Origin of the sequence: Shimia abyssi (assembly GCF_003014475.1) — a bacterium.
GTDB lineage: Bacteria > Pseudomonadota > Alphaproteobacteria > Rhodobacterales > Rhodobacteraceae > Shimia > Shimia abyssi.
The window spans coordinates 459,441-481,408 of sequence record NZ_PYGJ01000002.1; the positions used below are offsets into that span (position 1 = coordinate 459,441).

Below are 21,968 nucleotides of genomic sequence, written 5' to 3' on the forward strand. Positions count from 1 at the left end.
GTGTGTGAGAGGAGAGATCATGGTTTCGTCATCGCAAATCGCAAAGTTCAGTAGTGCGCTGCCATTCTGGCTGTCTATCTTGCTGGTTCCGCTGATCTGGATCGTGGCCAGTGCGGGCGGTTGGTGGGTGATCCTGTTACCGATTTGCACCTGGTTCCTCTTTTCAGTTCTGGACGTCATAACCGGGTTGAACTTGGAAAACGCTGATACCGAAACGTCCGAGGACGACCTCTACTGGTATCGCGCAATAACCATGATGTGGCCGTTTCTTGAGTTCGTAACGCTATTTGGCCTGATCTACTACGCCACACATACCGACCACCTCTCGGTCGCGGCCATGGTTGGGCTGTTCTTTGGAATGGGAATCCTGTCGGGCACAATCGGCATCGTCTATAGCCACGAACTGATGCACCAAAAGAATAAGACCGAACGTTTCCTGGGCGATTTCCTGCTCTCGATGGTGCTCTACTCGCACTTCCGCTCTGAACATCTGCTGGTGCATCACCGCTATGTTGGCACACCACGCGATCCGGTGACCGCACGTTATAACGAAGGCTTCCTGCGTTTTTTCCCGCGTGTCCTGCGCGAGTCGCTGATATCCGCGTTCAAGGCGGAAAGGGCCAAGCTCGAACGCAAAAACCTACCTTGGACTGATTTGTCCAATCCGTTCTTCAGGTATTGGGCACTCCAAGGCGCGATGCTATTGCTCGCGCTTATTTTGGGCGGATGGGTCGGTTTGCTATTGTTCTTGTGGCAAGCGCTGAGCGCCATTTGGCAGCTGGAGCTAACCAATTACGTCGAGCATTACGGGCTTACCCGCAAACACCTTGGCGAAGGCAAATACGAACATGTCAAACCACATCATAGCTGGAACGCCGCGCACAAGGCGTCAAACTGGTTGCTGATTAACCTCCAACGCCATTCGGATCATCACTACAAACCCGACCGCCGCTTTCCATTACTACAAAACCATACCGCCGATGAGGCGCCGCAATTGCCATTTGGCTACCCAATCATGACCGTGACCGCGATGATTCCACCCATATGGCGGCGTGTAATGAACCCACGTGTGCGCAAATGGCGCGCGATGTATTATCCCGAGATCACCGATTGGATGCCTTACAAAAAGGCAACCAATCCCTTGCCACGCTGAACAACGGGTAGGTCGGACAAATTTGTCCGACTTACGAAATCGACTGTTCCGCTGGCCGCTCAAACGCCCACACGGTCAGTTTGCGTTCCACACCGCGGATGTCCTGATCTTCGAACCTACGCAGTCCACTTAGACAGTCATGACCGCCTTCCGACACCACTTCGTCGTGCATGCCGTCACTGATCACCAGCCGCGCATTCAAACCACGTGTCAGCGCCTCCAAACGCGAGGCCACGTTTACAGTGTTGCCAACAACGGCAAACTCCAACCGGTTCGCACCAATATCAGCCAGAACCGCAGGCCCGTAATGCGCCCCGAACCCAACTCGCAACGGTATCAGCCCACGCGCAATCCGATCATTGTTCCACACATCCATCCGCTCCATCATGTCATGCACGCATTCCAGCGCATTGATCGCATCTCGCTCCGTCGGCTCCGGCGTGCCAAATGTGACCATCAACCCGTCACCCAAATACTTGTCCAGCGTGCCACCATGAGAAAACACCGCAGTTTCCATCAGAACATGAAACTCCCTCAGCGTCTCGATCACCTCTTCTGGTCGGCGCTCGGCGGCGAACTCCGTGAACCCCACGATATCGACAAACAGCACCGCAATGTCGTGGTTGCGGATTTTCTTGAGTGGTTCATCATTGGTCGACAGCGCCTCAACCACGTTTGGCGAGAAATACCTCGATAGGTTGGTCCGTTCTCGCTCCAACGCTGCATTAGAGCGCAGCAACCCGTTAAACCGACGCACCGACACCGCAAGGCTCAGCGCTACGATAAGGAACACCGCAATCTCCTGCACTCGCAGCTCTACTCGGTAACTGTTCGGGTCAAGCAACAGCGCCATATCCGGCTGATCCGGAAAGGCACCGATCATGCCCTCGCTCAAACCCGGCAATGGCTCGACCAACCAAAGCGACAGCATTAACGCCCCAAGCCACAGCCCCGCCGTCCATGTACCAATGGCAATCACCGTGCGCCATGAATAGGCCAACGTGCCCCCCGCCAGCAGAACAAAGAAATAGATGAAGTTCTCAAATCGGTACTGCATTGCGTGTGGCCAAGTCTGCTCACTAAGCGGATTTGGCCCGACCATGCCCAACGTCATCAGGAACAGATCGAAAAAGATCAAACCAAGCTCAAGCTTGGACTGCCCCACCTTGCCCACCCGGCGCATCAACCAACCATTTAGGCACAACAGTCCCAGAATGGCCTCGTAATACAGGACCTCGGGAAACGGCACCAGAAACAGCAGCAGCACCGCAATGACACCCATCGCAAACCACCGCACCCGCACCGCGAGCTCCAGCCCCTCGGCCTTGTGCCGTGCCAGAACAGCTTCGGTATATTGATACTCCGGGCTGTCTGTCTGCGGAAAATCTTCCTGTCGGCGTTGCTGAAACAAAGACCTGATCGGATGCGCACGCGCCATCGCTGAAAACCTTATGAGTAAACTCTTCGGTTTAGATAGTGCCACAAGGCTAATTTAAAAGGCAAAAAAACCCCGCCGATGGTCGGCGGGGCAAGTCGTGGTGCCTGTATTACAAGTCAGGCCACAGGCACCGGCGGTATTCTTATCTATTCCAAGCGTCGTATCAGTTAGGTCGCTCTGCCATTTCGGCCCGAATCTGCTGGCGCAACACGTCGATTGGCACTTTCTTGCCATCCTGCTTGTAGCTCCAATAGGTCCAGCCATTGCAGCTTGGTGCGCCTTCGAGATGTGCGCCGACCTGGTGGATCGATCCCTTGACGTCATCGCCGATCAGCGTGCCATCAGCGCGCACCTTGACCTTGTGACGTCCGTTGATGGAATAGAGGTTCTCTCCGGGGCGCAACATGCCGCGCTCGACCAGTTGGCCAAAGGGCACGCGTGGCTCCGCGCGTTTGCTGGCAGATACTTGCAGGGCTTCGCGGTCAAATTTGCGGGTATTTGCCAAACGTTTTTCAGCAACTTTGCGATAGGCGGCCTCTCGCTCGATCCCAATGAAATCGCGCCCCAGCATCTTGGCCACAGCTCCCGTCGTGCCCGTGCCAAAGAATGGATCAAGCACAACATCACCCGGATTGGTCGATCCGACCAATACACGATGCAACAGGCTCTCTGGTTTCTGCGTAGGATGCGCCTTGTCGCCGTTCTCGTCCTTCAGACGCTCGTGGCCTGTACAAATCGGCAGGACCCAATCGCTGCGCATCTGCACACCTTCGTTCAACGCCTTTAGAGCCTCGTAATTAAAGGTGTATTTTGCGCCTTCGGATTTGGAGGCCCAAATCATGGTTTCATGCGCGTTGGTAAACCGTTTGCCGCGGAAATTTGGCATCGGATTGGACTTGCGCCATACCACATCATTCAGGATCCAGTACCCTTGGTTCTGTAGCTCCGCGCCCATGCGGAACACGTTATGGTAGCTGCCGATCACCCAGATCGCACCGTTTGGCTTCAACAGACGCCGCGCCGCCGTCAGCCATTCGCGCGTGAATTTGTCATAGGCGGCGAAGCTGGAGAATTGGTCCCACTCATCGTCGACCGCATCCACTTTAGAATTGTCGGGGCGATGCAAATCGCCCTTCAACTGAAGGTTATATGGCGGATCTGCAAAGATCAGATCTATCGAATTCTCAGGCAGACTGTTCATCGCATCGATGCAGTCCCCGCTTAGAATCGTGTTTAATGGGAGCGCAGTTGCGCCCTTGCTTTTGGTCATCGTTTTCATTCTCTGCCTCATTAACGGCGCTGTTTTTTGTGCGCTCGCTTATTGAGACTAAGGATGAGTCAAACACGATTCGGCGTCAATTTCTTTTTTGAATCAACAGGTTAGTTTTTAGCCTTGATACAAGATATTGTGTACCGGTTTGAACGAACGCCTATGATGTGGTGTTACCCCCAGATTTTGGAGCGCCGCTTTGTGGCTTTTTGACGGATAACCGGCATTCGTCTCCCAACCATAGCCCGGATATTGATTTGCAAGGTCCCTCATTATGCGATCCCGTGTGATTTTTGCCACAATCGACGCCGCCGCAATCGAAACGGATCGCGCATCACCTTTCACAATCGCCGCTGACGGGATCTCCAAACCACGCGGGATCATGTTGCCATCGATCAGCAAATAATCCGGAACAGATTGCAGCCCCTGCACCGCCCGCTCGATCGCCAGATGGCTGGCCCGCAGGATATTGATCTCGTCTATCTCCTCGACACTGGCATGCGCTACTGACACATCCGCCTGCGCCACAATCAGCTCGTACAAAACATCCCGCCGCTTGGCCGACAACTTTTTTGAATCATTCAGACCGTCTGGTATCTTATCAGGATCCAGCACCACCGCCGCCGCTGTCACCGGCCCCGCCAGCGGGCCACGGCCCACCTCGTCCACACCGGCAACACGGCTCGCGCCATGTCCGTATGCGCTCAGTTCAAGGGAAAAATCAGGATAGTCCATAGTCTCTCCCAACCATGCCAGATCACACCATGCAACAAAAAATCGGACGACCAAAACGGCCGCCCGATCTTTGCCGCTCTAACGTCGGCACTCTGCTCGGCGATTTACCGCCCGCCTACATTGTATCCGCTGCGGCGCAAGCAACCTACTTTGTAGACCGTACCAACACCGCGGCGCGTGTTCACCTTGCGGCGGCAATCCTGCGGTAGGTGACGGATCGAATAGCGTTCACGCTCAAGACAGCGCGTTCCAAAGCCCCGAATTTGCTTGCCGCGTGCGGTCACAAAGTCTCTCTTACAGTTGCGCGGCAAAACTTGCTGGCGGCGATGCGGGTTGGGCTTTTTCACTGGAATGGTCGGGCGGGCAACATAATCGTCCTTATTATTGTGATCATCGATGGCCTTGCCCACGATAAACAACGCCGTCGCTCCGATCAGGATTTTGGCGATGTCGTCCTCGCTCAGCGCATGCGCACTTGAGGCCGAAAAACCGGTGATCGCCATCGCGGTGGACAGAATTGCGGCAATAAAGGTACGTGTCTGCATGGGAATAACCTCTTGAACTGAGTTGTAGTGTTGGTCCGGGCCGACTTGACCCGTCTGGATGCACCCACCATCATCCAACTCAAAAAAGTTTCACAATATCAGCCTCTTGTTATCTAATATCAGCAACCCAAACGTGCTTCGTTATTGAATAACACGCGCATTCACGGCACAGTTTCCCCATGAAACATGCCCTTCAACATATCTCCCTCCTTACTGCTCTCCTTGTGGCGCTGACCTTGCCAGTCACTGCAAACGCTGCCGATTGTTTTGCCGACTACAAGGCAAAAAAGGACAATCCCCTGCGCCTGCACTATGGTGTTGTTCAACTTCAAAATGGTTGCTCTGCGGCCTCTGCAAAATCCGAAGTCGCTGAGCGGATCAAGCGCGACGGCTGGACGTTGCTGAACGTTCTGTCCATCTTTGACGCCTCCGAACTATCGGGAAAGGACTCCAGTGCAGGACAATTCTACCTCCGTTACTGACGTGCGCCGCCATGGCGGGCGCGTCGTTGCAATCGGAATAAGTGCTATCGTCGCAATCCTCATGATCGCGACGATTGTGTTGTTGCTGACCCTGCCCGATGCCAACGCGTTCAACGAGCGGGTTGAACAGCTCTTTCTGGAAAACGATACGCTGACTGGACAGGCTGAAATCAAGCTGCTCGAAATTCTCGCGCAATCCGGCACGGCTTTTGCCGACACATTGGCCAGCTATCGCATGGTCATTCTGGTGTTGCTTGTATTTGCCACAGGTATGATGATCGCCGCCCTGGTATTTCTGATCATGCTGGTGGCTCTCAACCGGCGAATGGCTCAAATTGAACGGTCAGGTATTCAGGTCAACTCTCTCCTGATCAGCCGCGACGAAAAAACCGTCTACCTCAATAATATGGGGTTCAAGCTGACCGACGCAGCCATGGAAACCCTCTCGGTGCTGGCCGAGGCGCGCCTTGACGACGAGATGCTGTCAGGTGTCGAAATCGAATCCGTTATCTCCGGAAAATCCGCCATCGATTGCGAAGAAGCCGCAGGCGCCACTCGGATCAAACGCCTCAGAGATTCGCTTGGCAACCAGATGGTCAGTGAGCTTTTGGTTAAGAATATCGCACGCAAGGGATATATGCTGGCAATCGATAAGGATGTAATCAAGGTGCTTTGATCACGGCACCCACCCGTCATAAAAAAGTTACTAAGGTTTCAGCAAAACGGTTGGAATATACGGTGGCGACGCCATATGCTGGTCTACCTCTTGGATAGATCAGAAAGGCCACCCACGATGGAAGGCAGCCGTTTCGGCCCAAATGCAGGCTACGGACTCCGCATCGAACCTCTAGACACCACCGTGCGTATATTACGCGACGGTCTGGTGCTGGCCGAAAGCAATCGCGCCAAGGTGATGTACGAGACCCGGCTTGACCCGCAGATCTATGTCCCACTGGAGGACGTAAAGGTGCGCCTGTCTGATCCGGTCGATCTACAGACATTTTGCCCCTTCAAGGGCACAGCAGAGTATCGTGACATTCATATCGACGAAACCGTGCTGGAAAATGCCGTCTGGTCCTACAATGACGCCCTTCCTGAGAGCCGCCAGATCAATGGCTTTGTCGGATTCATGCGTGGAACCTACACAGACATCGATCTTGGCGAGGCAGAGCTGCTTCCTGACGAGTCTGGCAATATCACCGGGCCCCTCGTTGACTGGCTGATGCGCGGCGCCGCATTTATTGAGACACCAGAGAAATTCACACAGGCGCTCGCTAACAAGATGCTAGAATGCGGCATAGCCGTCTCTCGGATGAGCCTGATGATTTGGTCGCTGCATCCTATGATCGCCGGCAAACACTATATCTGGCAAAAGGGCGAGGAAGAGATCACAACTTACACGCCCAACTATGATGTGTATGACCACCCGGCCTACATCAACAGCCCGCTTAGCCACGTTGCAGCGGGCCAGGGCGGCATTCGCCAACGCCTGAACCTACCGGTCGACTCGATGAAGTTCCCGATTATGAAAGATCTCAAAGAAGAGGGTCACACCGACTATGTCGCCATGCCGCTGATCTTCTCAAACGGGCAAATCAACGTACTAACATTGACAAGCGACCATCCTAATGGTTTCACAACGGCCAATCTCGGCTTGATTTTCGAGATCTCGTCTGTAATCAGCCGGTTTTACGAGGTTTTCACTCAGAAAGAGAACGCTCAGTCTTTATTGGAAACGTATGTCGGACGTCGCACAGGTGCACGTGTTTTGGGTGGCGATATCCGACGCGGTGAAGGTGACGAGATCGACGCCGCCATCATGTTCTGTGACCTGCGCGGCTCCACCCGTCTCGAAGAAGAAATGCCACGCGACGACTATATCGCACTGCTCAACCAATTCTTCGACACGGTCTCTGACGTGGTTAACGACCATGGTGGTGAAGTGCTGAAATTCATCGGCGATGCTGTGCTTGCAGTCTTTCCCAAGGGGCAGGTCGAAGGCGAAGCGCGCACCAGTTCGCTTGCAGCCTCAAAAGAAATCGTGCTCAACCTCGCAGAAGTGGCAGAAGAAAAGCAGCTCGACTGCCAATGCTCCATTGGTATCGCTTATGGCAGTGTGACCTACGGCAATGTTGGTTCCAAAGAACGGCTCGACTTTACTGTAATTGGCCAACCCGCGAATATCGCCGCCCGCCTTGGCGACTATGGCAAGACCATAGGCCACCGGATTGTCGTTACTGAAGATGTCGCGCGCCACGGTACTGGTACTAGATCACTGGGCTCAGTTGAATTGCGCAATGTATCAGTGCCGGTCGAGGCATTTACAGTATCGGCCAAGGACTAGGTGCAAAGCGTTAGATCTTGGCTTCAAACGCCGCCACAACCTGTTCATAAACGGCACGTTTGAACGGCACGATATTATCGACCAGCTCCTTCACTGGTAACCAGCGCCATTCCGAAAACTCGGGGTGGTCGCCATCAATGCGAACCTGCGTATCGTCGCCGTGAAACCGCAGCAAAAACCACTTCTGCTCCTGCCCTTTGTATCGGCCCTTCCAGATGCGCGGCACGATGTCGTGAGGCAAATCATAGGCAATCCAACCTTCGCTCTCACCTTCCACCGTCACCAATTCGCGCGATACTCCGGTTTCTTCTTCCAGCTCACGCAGCGCTGCTTCTCGGGCACTTTCACCTTTGTCAATTCCGCCCTGAGGCATCTGCCAAGCGGCGACTTCGCTGTCCAGCCGTTGCCCAACAAAAGCATGCCCATCGCCATTGACCAGCATCACGCCCACATTGCGACGATAGGGTAGCTTCGTGATCTCTTCCGGTGTCATGTCAGTACTCCTCTGCACGCTATCTGTTCCTACCGACGCCCCTTGCTGCACGCAACACTTCGCTGCCGTCAATGTTTCAGACCTGCTCGGAGGGGCTAAGGGGGTGACCTCGGCGTTCGCAAAAAAACGCCCACCGGGCGCAACCCATTGAAATGAATGATGCAGGTAAAAACCGTTAAAGCTCGAAGCGCAATGGCCGCTTTGAGCCCAAAGGGACAAGCGAGGTGATAGGCACGAACAGGAGGACAGGGCGAAAAGCGGGACACATGATCTGTGACAACGCACAAGACTTGCATGGTAGTAAAATGCAGATGTGACGCCACAGCAACGTCACCGTCCTAAGTGGACATTTTAGTGACCTGTGCACATATCTTTCTTTGAAAGTACAAAGGAACAATCCGATGCCTAAAAAACTTTCCCAGTCCGCGCGGGGTGTTACAGCTTTTTGCGTCGCTGCCTTGGTCTCAGGTGGCGCGATGGCAGAATCTACAAGCGCCACGCTTGACGCCCTTGTCGACAGCCAGGAAATCCCGGTTACGGTCGATAACTTTACCCGTGCCGCGACGGATGCAGAGCTGGACAAATACGTCTCATTGGCTGGTGGGGTGAACAAATTCTTCCATTTCCGCACACCGACCCCGGTAGAAAACCAGCCGACGATCCGCATGAACCGAGACACGCTCTACAGCACAGCTGTTGTCGACATCAGCAAAGGTGCGACCCTGACGCTGCCCGAGGTGGGCGAGCGCTATATGACCGCGATGATTGTGAACCAGGATCACTATATCAACGAAGTCATTTTCGGCGGCGGCACCTATACGCTGGACACGAAGACATTCGACACCCCTTATGTCATCGTGTTCATGCGCATTCTGGTGGACGCGTCTGATCCGGACGACGTCGCCGCCGTGAATGCAATTCAGGATGCGATGTCGATCGAGGCGGCGTCGTCCAACCCCTTCATCGCTCCGGATTACAATGAAAGGGATCTGGAGGACTTGATCTCAGAGACCCTGAGATTGGGTCGATTTGCACCTGATGCAACACGCGCCTTTGGTGCCAAGTCTGCGGTTGATCCCGTGCGCCATTTCATCGGCACGGCGGCCGGCTGGGGTGGCTTGCCGGAAACCGAGGCCTTCTATGTAAGTGTCGAACCAAACCTGCCCGTCGGATCCTTCAAGATCGACGTCCCGGCAGACGTGCCGGTTGGGGCATTCTGGTCTGTCAGTCTCTATAATGCGGCTGGTTTCTTTGAGGAGAACGCGAGCGATGCTTACAGCGTCAACTCGATCACCGGAACACCCAACGATGACGGCAGCATGACGGTACATCTGGGCGGGTGCGACACGGGTGCGGTCAACTGTCTGCCGATCATGGACGGGTGGAACTATACCGTGCGGCTTTATCGTCCGGGCCCCGAAGTCCTGGATGGCAGCTGGACGTTTCCTGCTGCCCAACAAGTGAATTAACCAAAAAGGGAACATGCAATGAAAACACTGCTGGCGGTCGCCTTGTGTGCGCCGACGTTGATTTTGGCCGAAAACGTCACTGTCGATAACTTTGTACGCGCCGAGTCGAATTTCAATATCCTGAGCAACATGAAGACCTTTGGCTTTAGCGTGGGCGAGCTTCATCACCTGCGCGAACCAACGACCACCGAAGACCAGCCAACCATCCGGATGAACCAGGATACCCTGTATTCCGGGCTTGTGGCGGACCTGTCAAAGCCTGTGGAGATCACGCTGCCTGACCTCGGTGGGCGGTATCAGTCCCTGCATTTGGTCAATCAGGATCACTATATGTTCGCTGAGGCCCAACCTGGAACCTACAGGCTGACCGAAGAGGAGGTCGGCACCCGCTTTGCTCTCGTGGCCTTCCGCACATTCGTTGACGTCACCAACCCTGACGACATCGCAAAGGCCCATGCTGCACAGGACGCCATCATGACACGCGGCGGCGGCACAGGACCATACGAGTCGCCGGATTGGAATCTGGATAACCTAGGTGTGGCGCGCAAGGCGCTGAGTGATGTCGCGGTACTTGGCTTTGATTCAAGATATGCGTTTGGCACCAAAGACGAGACACGGCCCATTGACCACCTTGTCGGCGCTGCTGCGGGTTGGGGCGGTCTGCCGTTCACTGCAGCGTCTTATGTCATTGACAGCGTTTCCGATAATGATGGCGAAACCCCGCATTCTGTGACCGTCAAGGAAGTGCCGGTGGAAGCGTTCTGGTCCATCACCATCTACAATGCCGACGGCTATCTGGAACCCAATGATATGGGTGTGAACAGTTACAACAACTTCACTGCGACACCAGACGATGATGGGGCTTACCCGATCCATTTTGGTGGCTGTGACGTTGGCCGCGTCAACTGCATCCCGGTCTCGCCCGGCTGGAACTACACAGTCCGCCTGTACGAACCCCGTGCCGAAATTCTGGATGGGAGTTGGACCTTCCCAGTTTTTGAGGCCGTGAATTGACTTAAGCTGATTTGCAAATTGTCTCCCAAAGCCGGTTTTCGCGTGGCTCTTTACCAAGGTCGGCTCTGGGCCGTGACCGCCAGCCAGACTGGAAGGAATGACGGTCCGTTCCGTCGGCATAGCCGCCAATCTTCACAGACAATGCGATCGGCCCGGTGCTGCATCATTTATCGCAAATGGCAGGCCACCGGGCACCCCTAATTCTTTCATGCGATCCTCATTGGATCACTCATTAGGACCCAACGCCGAAAGGCCTTTCAGAATATCAATGGCATAGGCCAGTTGATAATCCTCTTCCCGTAGCTTCGCAGCTTCCTCTGCCTTGGCACGATCTTCCTCTATCTGACGTACCTCGTCTTCGCTCAGGCTATCATTGTTCAGGCTACCACGCAGGTCTGCTTCACCCCGAATGTGGCGGTTGGCATCTTCCTCCTCCTCATTCGCTGGTGTCCGGCGTGGTTGCTCCACCACGATGTCCGGGCTCACACCCAGCGCCTGGATCGAACGGCCTGATGGTGTATAGTACCGCGCCGTGGTCAGGCGCATCGCACCATCCCCGCGCAGCGGCATAACCGTTTGAACTGACCCTTTACCAAAGCTCTTTGTACCAACAACAATTGCACGCCGGTGATCTTGCAAAGCCCCCGCCACAATTTCCGAGGCCGAGGCCGACCCGCCGTTGATCAACACAACCACGGGTTTGCCCATGGCAAGATCACCCGGCGTCGCGTTGTAACGCTCGCCATCCTGTGGATTGCGCCCACGGGTCGAGACAATCTCGCCTTTTTCAAGGAAGCTGTCAGAAACCGAAATCGCTTGGGTCAAAAGACCACCGGGATTATTGCGCAAATCCAACACAATCCCGTTCACGTTCTCCATACCACCCAGTTCTTCAACCTGCTTCAGGAACCCAGCCTCAAGATTCGGTGTCGTCTGATTGTTGAAAGTGGTCACACGCAAAACAACCGTATCTCCAACATTGCGTGTCCGAACGGCTGTCAATTTGATCGTGTCCCGAATGATGGTAACATCAAACGGCTCCGGCTCACCTTCGCGTACCACCGTAATGATAATCTCGGACCCAACCGGTCCGCGCATCATTTCAACCGCCTCGTCCAGATTGAGACCCAGAACACTCTCGTCATTCACATGAGTGATAAAGTCTCCGGCTTCAATTCCAGCTTCATCCGCAGGGGTACCGTCGATCGGCGATACTACCTTCACAAACCCTTCTTCCTGCGTCACCTCGATGCCCAAACCACCAAACTCACCGCGAGTTTGCACGCGCATATCTTCGGCATCCTGTGGCGAAAGATAGCTTGAATGCGGATCAAGCGATGTCAGCATCCCGTTGATGGCCGCTTCGATCAGGTCAGCTTCGTCGACCTCCTCCACGTATTGTGCCCGGATGCGCTCAAAGATGTCTCCGAACAGGTCCAACTGTTCGTAGACATTACTTTTGCGTGACGTCTCTTGGGCAAGCAGTGGGCCGGCCACCTGTGTCGTGACCAGCAACCCGGCCAACACACCTCCCGCGGCGGCAGCAAAGAATTTCTTCATAGGTTATCCATCCTTGTTCGTTCGGAACCACGTTTCCGGGTCCACGGGCGACTTGCCCTCTCTGACTTCTATATAGAGCGTTTCTGTGCGGTCATGACCAGAGCCATCACTCGACTGTGAGAGAATGGCACCGATTTCAGGGTCATTTCCTCCCATCAATCCAATAGGCGACCCCTCTGGTACCACCTGGCCTGCGTCGCCATAGACTCTTTCCATGCCTGCAAAAACAAATAGTAGCCCGGGCTGCGGCTCTAAGATCATGACGTTGCCGTAATCCAGCAACGGCCCCCGATACCGGATCGTTGCTGCCACGGGTGAAACAACCAGCGCATTTGGCCTAGTGGCTAGCACCAATCCCGGCCTGCGAATACCCGCCGCATCGGCCTCTCCCGACCGGCGCAACACTTCGGCCTCAACTGGCATAACCAATATGCCCTTGAATGCCGTGGCATCCGGCAGGTCAATCTCTTCCAGCCCATCAACTTGCAAATCCACCAACGCGCTTGCAAACCCCTCGAGCGTTTCCGTCGAAGCAATCAACAACGCCGTCTGAACCGGGTCTTCCGAATAGCGGCGTGGCAAATCCGTGCGATCCGCAATCGCCTTGCTCAGTTCTGTGCGCGCCGCCTGCACGCCCGCCAACCCATCCTGCAAGGTCTCTGCAGCCCCTTCCTGAAGACTGCGCAGGATCACAACTTCTTCGAGATCGGCGCGCAGCTTGGCAACCTCGCCTTCCAACCCCGGCGTTACGTCGGCCAGAATCATCCCGGCCCTTGCGGTACCTTCTGGCCCCTCCGGATGCAGCAACATCACCGGCGGTGGCCCCGATCCAATGGATTGCAGCGCACCCAGTAACCGCGCAATCTCACCTTCCTGAGCCTTCAACTGCCGCCCCAACTGAGCCTCTCGGATAGAGGCCCGGCGCAATCCTGCGCGCAACGCCGTCAGCCCCGCCTCATATGCATGCACAACTTCGGTCAACGCCTTAACGCGATCGCGCGCACTATTTGCCTGCGCCAACGCAACCGATGCCGCCTCCAGTTCGTCCGATGCAATCCGCGCCGCATCTGCCGGATCGGTTTCAGCGCGCGCCAATCCCGCGATCAGTACCAATGGCAGGAGCAGCGCGAAACATCTCATCGGATTATCAGGCTCTCTCCGGTCATTTCCTCGGGCTGGTCTAGCCCCATCAGATCCAGCAGCGAAGGTGCAAGATCCGCTAAACGTCCTGACTTAATCGTTGCGCCTTCTGGCCCATTGACCAAAATCACCGGCACCGGGTTTGTCGTATGTGCCGTATGCGGCCCACCGGTGGCAGGATCATACATCATCTCGCAATTGCCGTGGTCAGCGGCCACAATCATAGCGCCGCCCGCCTCCTGCAACGCCGCGTGCACTGCCGTCAGCCCCTCATCTACCGCCACACATGCTTTCATCGCTGCTTCAAGGCTTCCTGTATGACCTACCATGTCCGGGTTGGCATAATTCGTCACGATCAGGTCATAGCCTTCGCGGATCGCCCCCACAAAATGCTCCGTCACCTCGGCTGCTGACATCTCAGGTTGCAAATCATAGGTCGCCACTTTGGGCGACGCCGCCATATAGCGGTCCTCTCCCGCCTCGGGCGCTTCCTTGCCGCCATTCAGAAAAAAGGTCACATGCGGGTATTTTTCGGTCTCGGCCAGATGGAATTGACGCAAACCCTTCTTGGCCACCCACTCGCCCAATGTATTGACGATCTCCTGCTTGGGATAGGCAGTGGTCATATAGGCGTTATGCGCATCCGAATAATTCACCATCCCCAACAAGCCCGCAAGTTTGGGTCGGGCACCTACGTCAAAGGCATCAAAATCTGGTTGGCCAATGGCTGCCAAAATCTCTCTCGCCCTGTCCGCCCTGAAATTTAGACAGAAAAAACCATCGCCGTCTTTGGCTCCCGCATAGTCACCGATCACGCTGGCCGCGACAAATTCGTCGGTTTCAGATCGTGCATAGGCCTTGGACACCGCCTCATGCGCATCGCTCGCGGCAAGTCCCTCGCCGAACACCCACGCCTGATAGGCTTCTGCGACCCGTTCCCAGCGGTTGTCCCGGTCCATGGCGAAATACCGCCCCGTCACGGTTGCGACACGCACACCCTCCGGCAATTCCGCCTTCAGCGTTTCCAAATAGCTCAGTGCTGATTTCGGCGCCACATCGCGCCCATCCGTGATGGCGTGCAGCACTACTGGCACCCCAGCATTGGCCACCGCATTAGCCGCAGCCAGAACATGGTTCAAATGCCCATGCACACCGCCGTCCGAAATCACGCCCATCAAATGCGCCGTTCCACCAGTTGACTTCAGAGTAGCAATAAAATCAATCAATGCGCCATTCTCAAAGAATGAACCGTCCTCAATCGCCAGATCAATCTGCCCCAGATCCATCGCCACCACACGGCCGGCGCCAATATTGGTGTGACCCACCTCTGAGTTTCCCATCTGCCCGCTTGGCAAACCCACATCCGGCCCATGCGTAACCAGCGTCGCATTTGGGCTCCCTGCAATCATCGCGTCGTAGGTCGGAGTGTTGGCAAGGAAAGGCGCGTTATCGTCGGTGCGGTCCGAAAGACCCCATCCATCGAGAATACACAGAACGACAGGCTTGGGCGCGGTCATGGAAATCTCCCGTGTGAAATCACGCGCGTTCTACCCCGCCCCGCCACAGGTGGGAACCGGTTTTTGTCTCCGTCGGAAAAGAATGCCCGCGAAGGCTTGAAGGGTTGCCCCTGAAACGTGCACTCACCGCCGCCCCTCACGCAGCCATCCTGTCACGATCATCAAACCAGTCAGCAACAATACCGCCCAGGCCGGTAACAATGGCGTACGCGCGATATCCAGCGTTTCATATGCCTCTCTTGGTGTCAGACCGATCCACCCGCGTCCCGCTGCCGGTCGCCCTTCGCGCACGTTGCGTACACTCGGCAATCCATCTTCCAACGCAAAAGACCCACCATCTCGTGCCTCAATCAACCCAGCTAAAACCGCGTCACTCGCAATCGTCTCGACAAATTCCCTCGGTGCCGCAGGCCCAAGCCCAATCACCGCCTCTTCCTCACCATTTCGCAACCGATAAAGCCCGATTTCCGGCCCGTCATAAAACGCCTCAAACCGACCCGGCGAAACTTCGGCCATCGGCACTTCGGCAATGTCTCCCGATGGTGTCGTGATCGTCACCGCACCCACATCTTCACTCAACGAGCGGCGAATGATGCGCATCGATTGCCCCGTCGCTTCCGCCCACAGCGCCTCTTCTTCAAGCTCTGGCTCACCCATCAACCAATGCGCCAACCGTCGCAGCAATTCTAGCTGCGGCCCACCGCCCTGATAACCGCGCGCCCACAGCCATGCATGATCCGACGCCAAAAGCGCCACGCGCCCCTGATCCACACGGTTCAGCACCAACAACGGGCGCTCTTCGAAACCGGTCATCAAAACTGTGCCCGCATCCGGGTTCACATCGACCTGCCGCAACCAAGGCCCCCAGTGGTCCTGATCCGGCAATCCCGCCGTGACCGGATGTCGCTGTCCGGCCTCCGATACCTTCGGCACATAGGTTTCATCCAAAACCCGCGCCGTTGGGCTGGCGGGTAACACCATCGACAATGGTGAGCGATAGAGGCTATCTGCCGTCGCATAATCCGGTCCCGCCGCAACCAAAACCGCACCGCCGTCTCGCACATAGCGCGCTACGTTTTCGAGATAGATCGACGGCAAGATCCCGCGCCGCTGATACCGGTCGAATACGATCAGATCAAAGTCCTCGATCTTCTCCAGAAACAGCTCCCGCGTTGGGAATGCGATCAGCGACAGCTCCGAAACGGGCACACCATCCTGTTTTTCTGGCGGTCGCAAAATTGTGAAATGCACCAGATCAACCGACGCGTCTGATTTCAGCAAGTTGCGCCATGTCCGCCCCCCCGGATGCGGCTCTCCCGACACCAACAACACTCGCAATCGATCCCGCACGCCATTGATCTGCACCAACGCCGCATTGTTGCGGTCAGTCAGTTCGCCCGACGCTTCTGGCACCACAAACTGGATCACATTGCGCCCGCCGTGAGGTAGCGTCACAGGCAATTCTATATCGCGCCCAACCGGCACCATATAGCTGTCTGGCTCCCCGCCATCGACGGAAATCTCCAACGGCGCACGCCCGTCTTCAGCTACGGGTGCAGAGCCGGTATCGTCGATCCGCAAGGTCAGCGTTACCGGCTCACCCAAAATGGCAAAGGCAGGCGCGTTGGTCACGCTCAACCGCCGATCCCAGTCACTCTCTTTACCTGTATGCAATAAATGAAAGGGCGCGGGCACGTCCGGCACGCGTTCCATATCATGCGCAATCCCGTCGCTCAGCGCGATCACACCGGCAATCCGCCCACGGGGTTCCTGTGCCATCGCCTCCGCCAGTGCCGCCATCATTTCGGTGCCCGTATCTCCCGGCCCGTCCGGCACATTGATCCGACGCAGCTCAGTATTCTCGCGCCCTGCAATACTCGCCGCCAACGTCTCCGCTGCCGCTTCCGTGCGCTCGGCACGATCTGCCAATTTCTGGCTCGCGCTCTGATCCACCAGCATCAGCACAATGTCACTCAACGCCGCGCGGTCCTCGCTCTGCAATACCGGCCCGGCCAATGCCGCCAAAATCACCAGCCCCGCAAGACCGCGATACGCCCAGCCCGACAGCCCCCGCCACAACGCCACTGACACACCCAGCGCGCACAAAACCGCCAGCGCAATCAGCACCCAAACCGGCACCAGCGGGTCAAACATGATCTGTCCGGTCATTGGCCCAACCTGTCCAGCAACGCAGGCACATGCACCTGATCGCTTTTGTAATTCCCGGTCAGCACATGCATCACGATATTAACCCCAAATCGATAGGCCAACTCGCGCTGCCGCTCTCCGGCGCGTCCGCGCCCAACAGGCAACAACGTGTTGCCCCGTGCATCCACCGCCCAGGCCGCCGCCCAGTCGTTGCCGCCTATTATCACTGGCGTCACCCCATCATTCAGGTTGCGAAACGGCATACCTTCGATCAACTCCGCATCCGGTGGAGCGGCCTCAACCCAAACGTCATGGCTGTCATAACGCCCAGGAAAATCTTGTAAGAGATAAAAGGTGCGCGTCAGTACATGATCCGCAGGCAGTGGATCCAGCGGTGGAATATCCAGCCCAGCGGCAAGGCTCTGCAACTTGCGCCCGTTCGGGCTCGATGCCCCAAACCGGGCCACATCCGCATCGCGCGTATCAAACACGATCATCCCGCCCGAGCGTAAGTAATCATTCAATTTGCCATAAGCCTCCCGGCTCGGCGTCGGCTGCTCCTGCGTGATCGGCCAATAAAGGATCGGGTAAAACGCCAACTCATCGCGCTCCAGATCAACTGACGCAGGCTCTCCCGGCTCTACCGAGGTGCGAAAAAACAGAGTCTCGCTTAATCCCCGCATCCCCGCCAATGCCGTATCATCAATTGTCCGGTTGCCCGTCAGCACATGCGCCAACGCCACATCGCGCGCATGGGCATCTGCTCCTTGCGCGCGCGCCTCATGCACCGGGGCAACCAGCACCAGTGCCATCAAAGCACCCGCAACACGCGCACCCCAAAGCCGCCCCGATACTGCCAACGACGCCAGCACATCCGCTGCCAGCAATATCAATGCTGCCGCCAACAGATAGCCTGACAAATCCCTGCTCACCGCCCCGCGCAGCCCTTCTACCGGCACATCCGCAGGCCATCGCATTGCCACCAGCTCAGCGTCGTTTTGCACCACGTTCAGCGCCATCAATCGATCCCCTTCGCGGTACAAACCGGGCCGCACATCCGCGTTCAACGCGCCTTCCAGCAACGCTTCGCCCGGCACTCCGGGCAAGGTCTGGCCATCTTCCAGCCGTCCGAACCCGTCCAAAACCTTGAGCGGCTGCCAACTGGTTCCCGCCATCTGCTCGGCCATATCCGCACTGTTGCTGCTCACCACGGCCAACCGATCCAGCATCTGCACGAACAACCCAGACAGCGGTAATCCCGACCACTCGGCATTTGCAGTCACATGCACAAGCACGACCTGCCCCTGCCCGATCTCCTTGCGCGTCACCAGCGGTGTACCATCGCTCAGGCTTGCGATCACCCGTTCCGCCAAAGTTGGGTCGGGTTGTGCCATCACCTGCGCCGTCACCGTCACTTCTTCGGGAACAGACAGTCCAAAAAACGGGCTGTCCTCGCTGAACGGCGCCAGCGATTTTGGCTCGCCCCAGCTCATCGCGCCGCCAACACTGCGCCCTCCGGCGCGCAATCGTACCGGCAACAACGGATCCTCATCGGTCCGGCTAATCTCGCTTGCGGCCAATCGCGGTCCGGCAAAGCGCAACAGCAACCCACCCTGATCCAGCCACTCCAGCAACGCCGCCTCTTCACCCGCAGACAATACCGCCACATCCGCCAGCACGACGACATCAGGGTTGGCCGGCAAAACATCGCCCAGCGCACCCTCCAGAATGTCCGCCGTCGGTACGAGAGCCTGACGCAAGAAATGCAGCGGCGACAACAGTTGCAGCCCCTCACGATCCTCGCGCCCTGCAATCAAAGCAACCTCGCGGCGGCGCAAACTATCATCCGTCAAGCTGATCGCACCGGCCGAGCGTAGCCCCTGAACCTCGAACCGAGTCACACGCGCCCGTAGCTCCGCTGGCAACACCAATGCATTCTCCGCCACATCCTCGCCAGCTTCAAAATCCATTGGCAAAGTCGCCAAAATCCGCTCTGACCCACCCGGATCAGTGCCCACTGCCTGCACGCTCACCCCGCGCTCCAACGCGCTTTCTGACCGGCGTGCCGTTAACAAAACCTTGCCATCCTCAAACGCAGGCGTTTGAAGCCCGATCACGCCGCGTCCGGTTTCCACAACGCGCACGGACCCGGCCTCCTGCAACGCCTTCAAAACATCATCCCGGCCGTCGCGCGCCAATCCATCGGACAACCAAACCGTATCAAAATCCTGCCCCGCCAGTTCCTCGGCCCACGCAGCAACCGCCGCGGCTTCGGGCTCCCACGGCATCGGCGTCACGCCCGCCAATCGTGACAACCACGCATCCGCTGGCTGAAACCGCACCTCTTGCGGCGCGGTCAACCGCTGCAAAGACGCTGATCGCCCTTCGCGCGCGGCCTCGTCCAGCAACGCCTCAACCATCGTGCGCCGTGCCTCCCAATCCGCCGCCGACGCCCAGCTTGCATCCATCACGATCAACAACGGGCCGTTGCCATCGCTTGGCTCGTCCGGGTTCAAAACCGGTCCGGCTAGCCCGACGATCACTGCCGCAAGAGCCAGCATCCGCAAGAGCAACAACCACCACGGCGTGCGATCCGTGACTGTGTCGTCATCCTTCAGGCCAAGCAGCAAGACGACCCCCGGGAACATCCGCCGCACCGGCGCCGGTGGGATCGCCCGCAGGATCAGCCACAAAACTGGCAGCACGACCAGCGCCGCCAGCACCCAAGGCGCAGCGAATCCAATGGGAAGGCCAAAAATCATGTGCGCCGCTCCAATGCCCGATGCAGCCACAACAATGCCGATTGTGCAGACTCCCCGGTGTGATGTGTTCCATAGTGCCAGCCGGTCAATCGGCACAAGCCGCGCAAGCGTTCCTTGCGCTCGGCCAGCCGCTCCAGATAGCGCGCTTTCAAATCATCCGCCTTTTTCGTCTCATGGCTCAGCGTCTGCCCCATACTCTCAAAGATCGCCCGCCCCTTGAAAGGAAAACTCTCCTCGGCCGGGTCAAGTACTTGCAGGCAAACCCCCAACACACCACGATCCGCCGCTTTCGTCAGCGCCGCCTCAAAACTGTCAAAATCCCCCATGAAATCAGACACGAACAGCGCACGTGCATGGGGTAGCATTGCGCGCGCCTCGGGCGAGCCGTAATCACCACCCTCGTCGCGCAGCATCATTTCGGTCAAGCGCAAGATCTGCCCCTCACCCCGACGTGGCGGCAACAGCGTACCAGTCAGCCCCACACGCTCGCCACCTCGGATCAACAGGATCGCCAGCGCCAGCGTCAACAGGCGCGCACGGTCTCCCTTGCTAGGCAGGGCTTTGTCGCTGGAAAAACCCATCGACGCCGCCTGATCTACCCACAACATCACGGATTGCGCCACCTGCCATTCTCGTTGCCGCACAAATTGCGATCCGGTCTTGGCTGAGCGCCGCCAGTCAATCATCCGCGTACTGTCGCCAGGCTGAACCGGGCGATATTGCCAGAAATCGTCGCCCATACCGGCGCGACGGCGGCCATGCTCTCCCAACAACACAGTGCCAGCCAAGTGTTCCGCCTGCGCCAAAAGTGGCGGCAACCGTGCCGCCTGCTCCTCCGCGCTGCCGCGCAGCTGGGCGAAAGAAATCACGCAGCGGCCCCCATCGGGTCAAGCGTGCGCACTGTTTCCTCGATCAACCCGGCCAAGGATTCGCCACGCGCCCGCGCCGCAAAGGTCAGCGCCATTCGATGGCTCAGAACCGGCTGCGCCATATCGATCACATCCTGCGCACTTGGTGCCAACCTTCCATGCAGCAACGCCTGTGCGCGCACTGTCAGCATCAGCGCCTGCGCCGCCCTTGGCCCCGGCCCCCACGAAACATGCTCCCTAATGGCTTCATTCGACGTTTCATCGTCCGGGCGGCACGCTCGCACCAGATCAAGGATCAGCTCCATCACGCTGTCCCCCACTGGCATCCGCCGCAGCAACATCTGGGCTGCGATCAATTCGTCAGCCGTGAACACCTGATGTGCTTCATCTTCTTCAACACCTGTTGTCGCCAGCAGAATTTCCCTCTCGGTATCCCGGTCGGGATATGGTACATTGATTTGCACCAGAAATCGGTCCAACTGCGCCTCTGGCAACGGATAGGTACCCTCTTGCTCAATCGGGTTCTGTGTCGCCAAAACATGGAAAGGCGCATCGAGCGGTCGATCCTCACCTGCGACGGTTACAGTTTTTTCCTGCATTGCCTGCAAAAGCGCCGATTGTGTCCTTGGACTGGCCCGGTTGATCTCATCCGCCATCAAAAGCTGACAGAAAATCGGCCCCGGCACGAATCGGAACGACCGCCCACCACCCTTTGCCTTCTCCAATACCTCTGATCCAAGGATATCCGCAGGCATCAAATCCGGCGTGAATTGCACCCGGTTCCCATGCAACCCCATTACCGTCGAAAGCGTATCCACAAGCCGTGTTTTGCCCAGCCCGGGCAACCCGATCAACAGCGCGTGACCCCCACAAAGCAAGGAGGAAAGCGTCAAATCGACCACACGCTCCTGTCCGATAAACCGCCGCGTGATCGCAGCTCTGGCTTGCGCCAGTTTTTCGCCCAGTGCTTCAATATCTGCAACCAAATCGACGTCTTCGGCCATGGCAAAACTCCCTGCTCTTCCTTAT

At 57.0% G+C, this 21,968-nt stretch carries 18 protein-coding genes; 6 read left to right on the forward strand and 12 right to left on the reverse strand.

Going from position 1 to position 21,968, the window contains the following annotated elements; genetic code table 11:
- Positions 1 to 19: 19 nt before the first annotated feature.
- A complete protein-coding gene (locus CLV88_RS06255; protein ID WP_106607514.1) occupies positions 20 to 1,153 on the forward strand; it encodes an alkane 1-monooxygenase in 1,134 nt (377 codons plus the stop codon).
- Between the two features lie 31 nt (positions 1,154 to 1,184).
- On the opposite strand, the gene CLV88_RS06260 is transcribed toward CLV88_RS06255, so the two are convergent.
- The 4 genes from CLV88_RS06260 to CLV88_RS06275 form a co-directional block, all read right to left on the reverse strand.
- The gene (locus CLV88_RS06260) at positions 1,185 to 2,591 is read right to left on the reverse strand and encodes an adenylate/guanylate cyclase domain-containing protein (protein ID WP_106607515.1); all 1,407 of its coding nucleotides are present in this window, start codon (positions 2,589 to 2,591) and stop codon (positions 1,185 to 1,187) included.
- Positions 2,592 to 2,754: 163 nt separating this feature from the next.
- Entirely contained in the window at positions 2,755 to 3,870 is a 1,116-nt protein-coding gene (locus CLV88_RS06265) for a site-specific DNA-methyltransferase (RefSeq protein ID WP_106607516.1), read from the reverse strand.
- Between the two features lie 108 nt (positions 3,871 to 3,978).
- Positions 3,979 to 4,596, reverse strand: a complete 618-nt coding sequence (locus tag CLV88_RS06270) for a ribonuclease HII (RefSeq protein WP_106607517.1) — start codon at positions 4,594 to 4,596, stop codon at positions 3,979 to 3,981.
- Between the two features lie 104 nt (positions 4,597 to 4,700).
- A complete protein-coding gene (locus CLV88_RS06275) occupies positions 4,701 to 5,141 on the reverse strand; it encodes a hypothetical protein (protein ID WP_133169916.1) in 441 nt (146 codons plus the stop codon).
- Between the two features lie 179 nt (positions 5,142 to 5,320).
- Between CLV88_RS06275 and CLV88_RS06280 the strand changes: the two genes are divergently transcribed.
- The 3 genes from CLV88_RS06280 to CLV88_RS06290 all read left to right on the forward strand — a co-directional run bounded on the left by CLV88_RS06280 (position 5,321) and on the right by CLV88_RS06290 (position 7,967).
- Positions 5,321 to 5,623, forward strand: a complete 303-nt coding sequence (locus CLV88_RS06280; protein ID WP_106607519.1) for a hypothetical protein — start codon at positions 5,321 to 5,323, stop codon at positions 5,621 to 5,623.
- Positions 5,595 to 6,299: a winged helix-turn-helix domain-containing protein gene (locus tag CLV88_RS06285; RefSeq protein ID WP_106607520.1), complete on the forward strand. Its 705-nt coding sequence runs from the start codon at positions 5,595 to 5,597 to the stop codon at positions 6,297 to 6,299. The genes CLV88_RS06280 and CLV88_RS06285 overlap by 29 nt, the downstream gene beginning before the upstream one ends.
- 117 nt (positions 6,300 to 6,416) lie before the next feature.
- Positions 6,417 to 7,967, forward strand: coding sequence for a DUF427 domain-containing protein (locus CLV88_RS06290; protein WP_106607521.1), 1,551 nt, complete (start codon positions 6,417 to 6,419; stop codon positions 7,965 to 7,967).
- A 10-nt stretch (positions 7,968 to 7,977) separates the two neighbouring features.
- On the opposite strand, the gene CLV88_RS06295 is transcribed toward CLV88_RS06290, so the two are convergent.
- Positions 7,978 to 8,460, reverse strand: coding sequence for an RNA pyrophosphohydrolase (locus CLV88_RS06295; RefSeq protein WP_106607522.1), 483 nt, complete (start codon positions 8,458 to 8,460; stop codon positions 7,978 to 7,980).
- Positions 8,461 to 8,936: 476 nt separating this feature from the next.
- Between CLV88_RS06295 and CLV88_RS06300 the strand changes: the two genes are divergently transcribed.
- Entirely contained in the window at positions 8,937 to 9,929 is a 993-nt protein-coding gene (locus tag CLV88_RS06300) for a DUF1214 domain-containing protein (RefSeq protein ID WP_106607601.1), read from the forward strand.
- Positions 9,930 to 9,947: 18 nt separating this feature from the next.
- On the forward strand, positions 9,948 to 10,943 hold the full coding sequence (locus tag CLV88_RS06305) for a DUF1254 domain-containing protein (protein WP_106607523.1): 996 nt from the start codon (positions 9,948 to 9,950) through the stop codon (positions 10,941 to 10,943).
- Between the two features lie 225 nt (positions 10,944 to 11,168).
- Here CLV88_RS06305 and CLV88_RS06310 read toward each other — a convergent pair whose 3' ends face one another.
- From CLV88_RS06310 to CLV88_RS06340, 7 genes are all read right to left on the reverse strand, one after another.
- On the reverse strand, positions 11,169 to 12,503 hold the full coding sequence (locus CLV88_RS06310; RefSeq protein ID WP_106607524.1) for a S41 family peptidase: 1,335 nt from the start codon (positions 12,501 to 12,503) through the stop codon (positions 11,169 to 11,171).
- Between the two features lie 3 nt (positions 12,504 to 12,506).
- Positions 12,507 to 13,643 carry a murein hydrolase activator EnvC family protein gene (locus CLV88_RS06315; protein WP_106607525.1) on the reverse strand — a complete coding sequence of 379 codons (1,137 nt, stop codon included), beginning with the start codon at positions 13,641 to 13,643 and terminating at the stop codon, positions 12,507 to 12,509.
- Positions 13,640 to 15,160 (reverse strand): 2,3-bisphosphoglycerate-independent phosphoglycerate mutase, encoded by a 1,521-nt coding sequence (gene gpmI, locus CLV88_RS06320; protein WP_106607526.1) that lies wholly within the window; start codon positions 15,158 to 15,160, stop codon positions 13,640 to 13,642. The genes CLV88_RS06315 and gpmI overlap by 4 nt, the downstream gene beginning before the upstream one ends.
- A 123-nt stretch (positions 15,161 to 15,283) precedes the next feature.
- Positions 15,284 to 17,329, reverse strand: coding sequence for a hypothetical protein (locus CLV88_RS06325; protein WP_106607527.1), 2,046 nt, complete (start codon positions 17,327 to 17,329; stop codon positions 15,284 to 15,286).
- Entirely contained in the window at positions 17,326 to 20,070 is a 2,745-nt protein-coding gene (locus CLV88_RS06330) for a DUF4159 domain-containing protein (protein ID WP_106607528.1), read from the reverse strand. The genes CLV88_RS06325 and CLV88_RS06330 overlap by 4 nt, the downstream gene beginning before the upstream one ends.
- Entirely contained in the window at positions 20,067 to 20,939 is an 873-nt protein-coding gene (locus tag CLV88_RS06335; protein ID WP_106607529.1) for a DUF58 domain-containing protein, read from the reverse strand. The genes CLV88_RS06330 and CLV88_RS06335 overlap by 4 nt, the downstream gene beginning before the upstream one ends.
- Positions 20,936 to 21,943: an AAA family ATPase gene (locus tag CLV88_RS06340; protein WP_106607530.1), complete on the reverse strand. Its 1,008-nt coding sequence runs from the start codon at positions 21,941 to 21,943 to the stop codon at positions 20,936 to 20,938. Before CLV88_RS06340 ends, CLV88_RS06335 begins: the two co-directional genes overlap by 4 nt.
- Positions 21,944 to 21,968 lie beyond the last annotated feature (25 nt).

Excerpts from the sequence above, each read along its gene's own strand:
- CLV88_RS06265 (WP_106607516.1), bottom strand. The coding sequence starts at position 3,870 with ATGAAAACGATGACCAAAAGCAAGGGCGCAACTGCGCTCCCATTAAAC.
- CLV88_RS06300 (WP_106607601.1), top strand. The coding sequence starts at position 8,937 with ATGGCAGAATCTACAAGCGCCACGCTTGACGCCCTTGTCGACAGCCAG.
- CLV88_RS06260 (WP_106607515.1), bottom strand. The coding sequence starts at position 2,591 with ATGGCGCGTGCGCATCCGATCAGGTCTTTGTTTCAGCAACGCCGACAG.
- CLV88_RS06310 (WP_106607524.1), bottom strand. The coding sequence starts at position 12,503 with ATGAAGAAATTCTTTGCTGCCGCCGCGGGAGGTGTGTTGGCCGGGTTG.
- CLV88_RS06275 (WP_133169916.1), bottom strand. The coding sequence starts at position 5,141 with ATGCAGACACGTACCTTTATTGCCGCAATTCTGTCCACCGCGATGGCG.
- CLV88_RS06330 (WP_106607528.1), bottom strand. The coding sequence starts at position 20,070 with ATGATTTTTGGCCTTCCCATTGGATTCGCTGCGCCTTGGGTGCTGGCG.
- gpmI (WP_106607526.1), bottom strand. The coding sequence starts at position 15,160 with ATGACCGCGCCCAAGCCTGTCGTTCTGTGTATTCTCGATGGATGGGGT.
- CLV88_RS06315 (WP_106607525.1), bottom strand. The coding sequence starts at position 13,643 with ATGAGATGTTTCGCGCTGCTCCTGCCATTGGTACTGATCGCGGGATTG.
- CLV88_RS06340 (WP_106607530.1), bottom strand. The coding sequence starts at position 21,943 with ATGGCCGAAGACGTCGATTTGGTTGCAGATATTGAAGCACTGGGCGAA.
- CLV88_RS06255 (WP_106607514.1), top strand. The coding sequence starts at position 20 with ATGGTTTCGTCATCGCAAATCGCAAAGTTCAGTAGTGCGCTGCCATTC.
- CLV88_RS06295 (WP_106607522.1), bottom strand. The coding sequence starts at position 8,460 with ATGACACCGGAAGAGATCACGAAGCTACCCTATCGTCGCAATGTGGGC.
- CLV88_RS06325 (WP_106607527.1), bottom strand. The coding sequence starts at position 17,329 with ATGACCGGACAGATCATGTTTGACCCGCTGGTGCCGGTTTGGGTGCTG.
- CLV88_RS06280 (WP_106607519.1), top strand. The coding sequence starts at position 5,321 with ATGAAACATGCCCTTCAACATATCTCCCTCCTTACTGCTCTCCTTGTG.
- CLV88_RS06305 (WP_106607523.1), top strand. The coding sequence starts at position 9,948 with ATGAAAACACTGCTGGCGGTCGCCTTGTGTGCGCCGACGTTGATTTTG.
- CLV88_RS06270 (WP_106607517.1), bottom strand. The coding sequence starts at position 4,596 with ATGGACTATCCTGATTTTTCCCTTGAACTGAGCGCATACGGACATGGC.
- CLV88_RS06290 (WP_106607521.1), top strand. The coding sequence starts at position 6,417 with ATGGAAGGCAGCCGTTTCGGCCCAAATGCAGGCTACGGACTCCGCATC.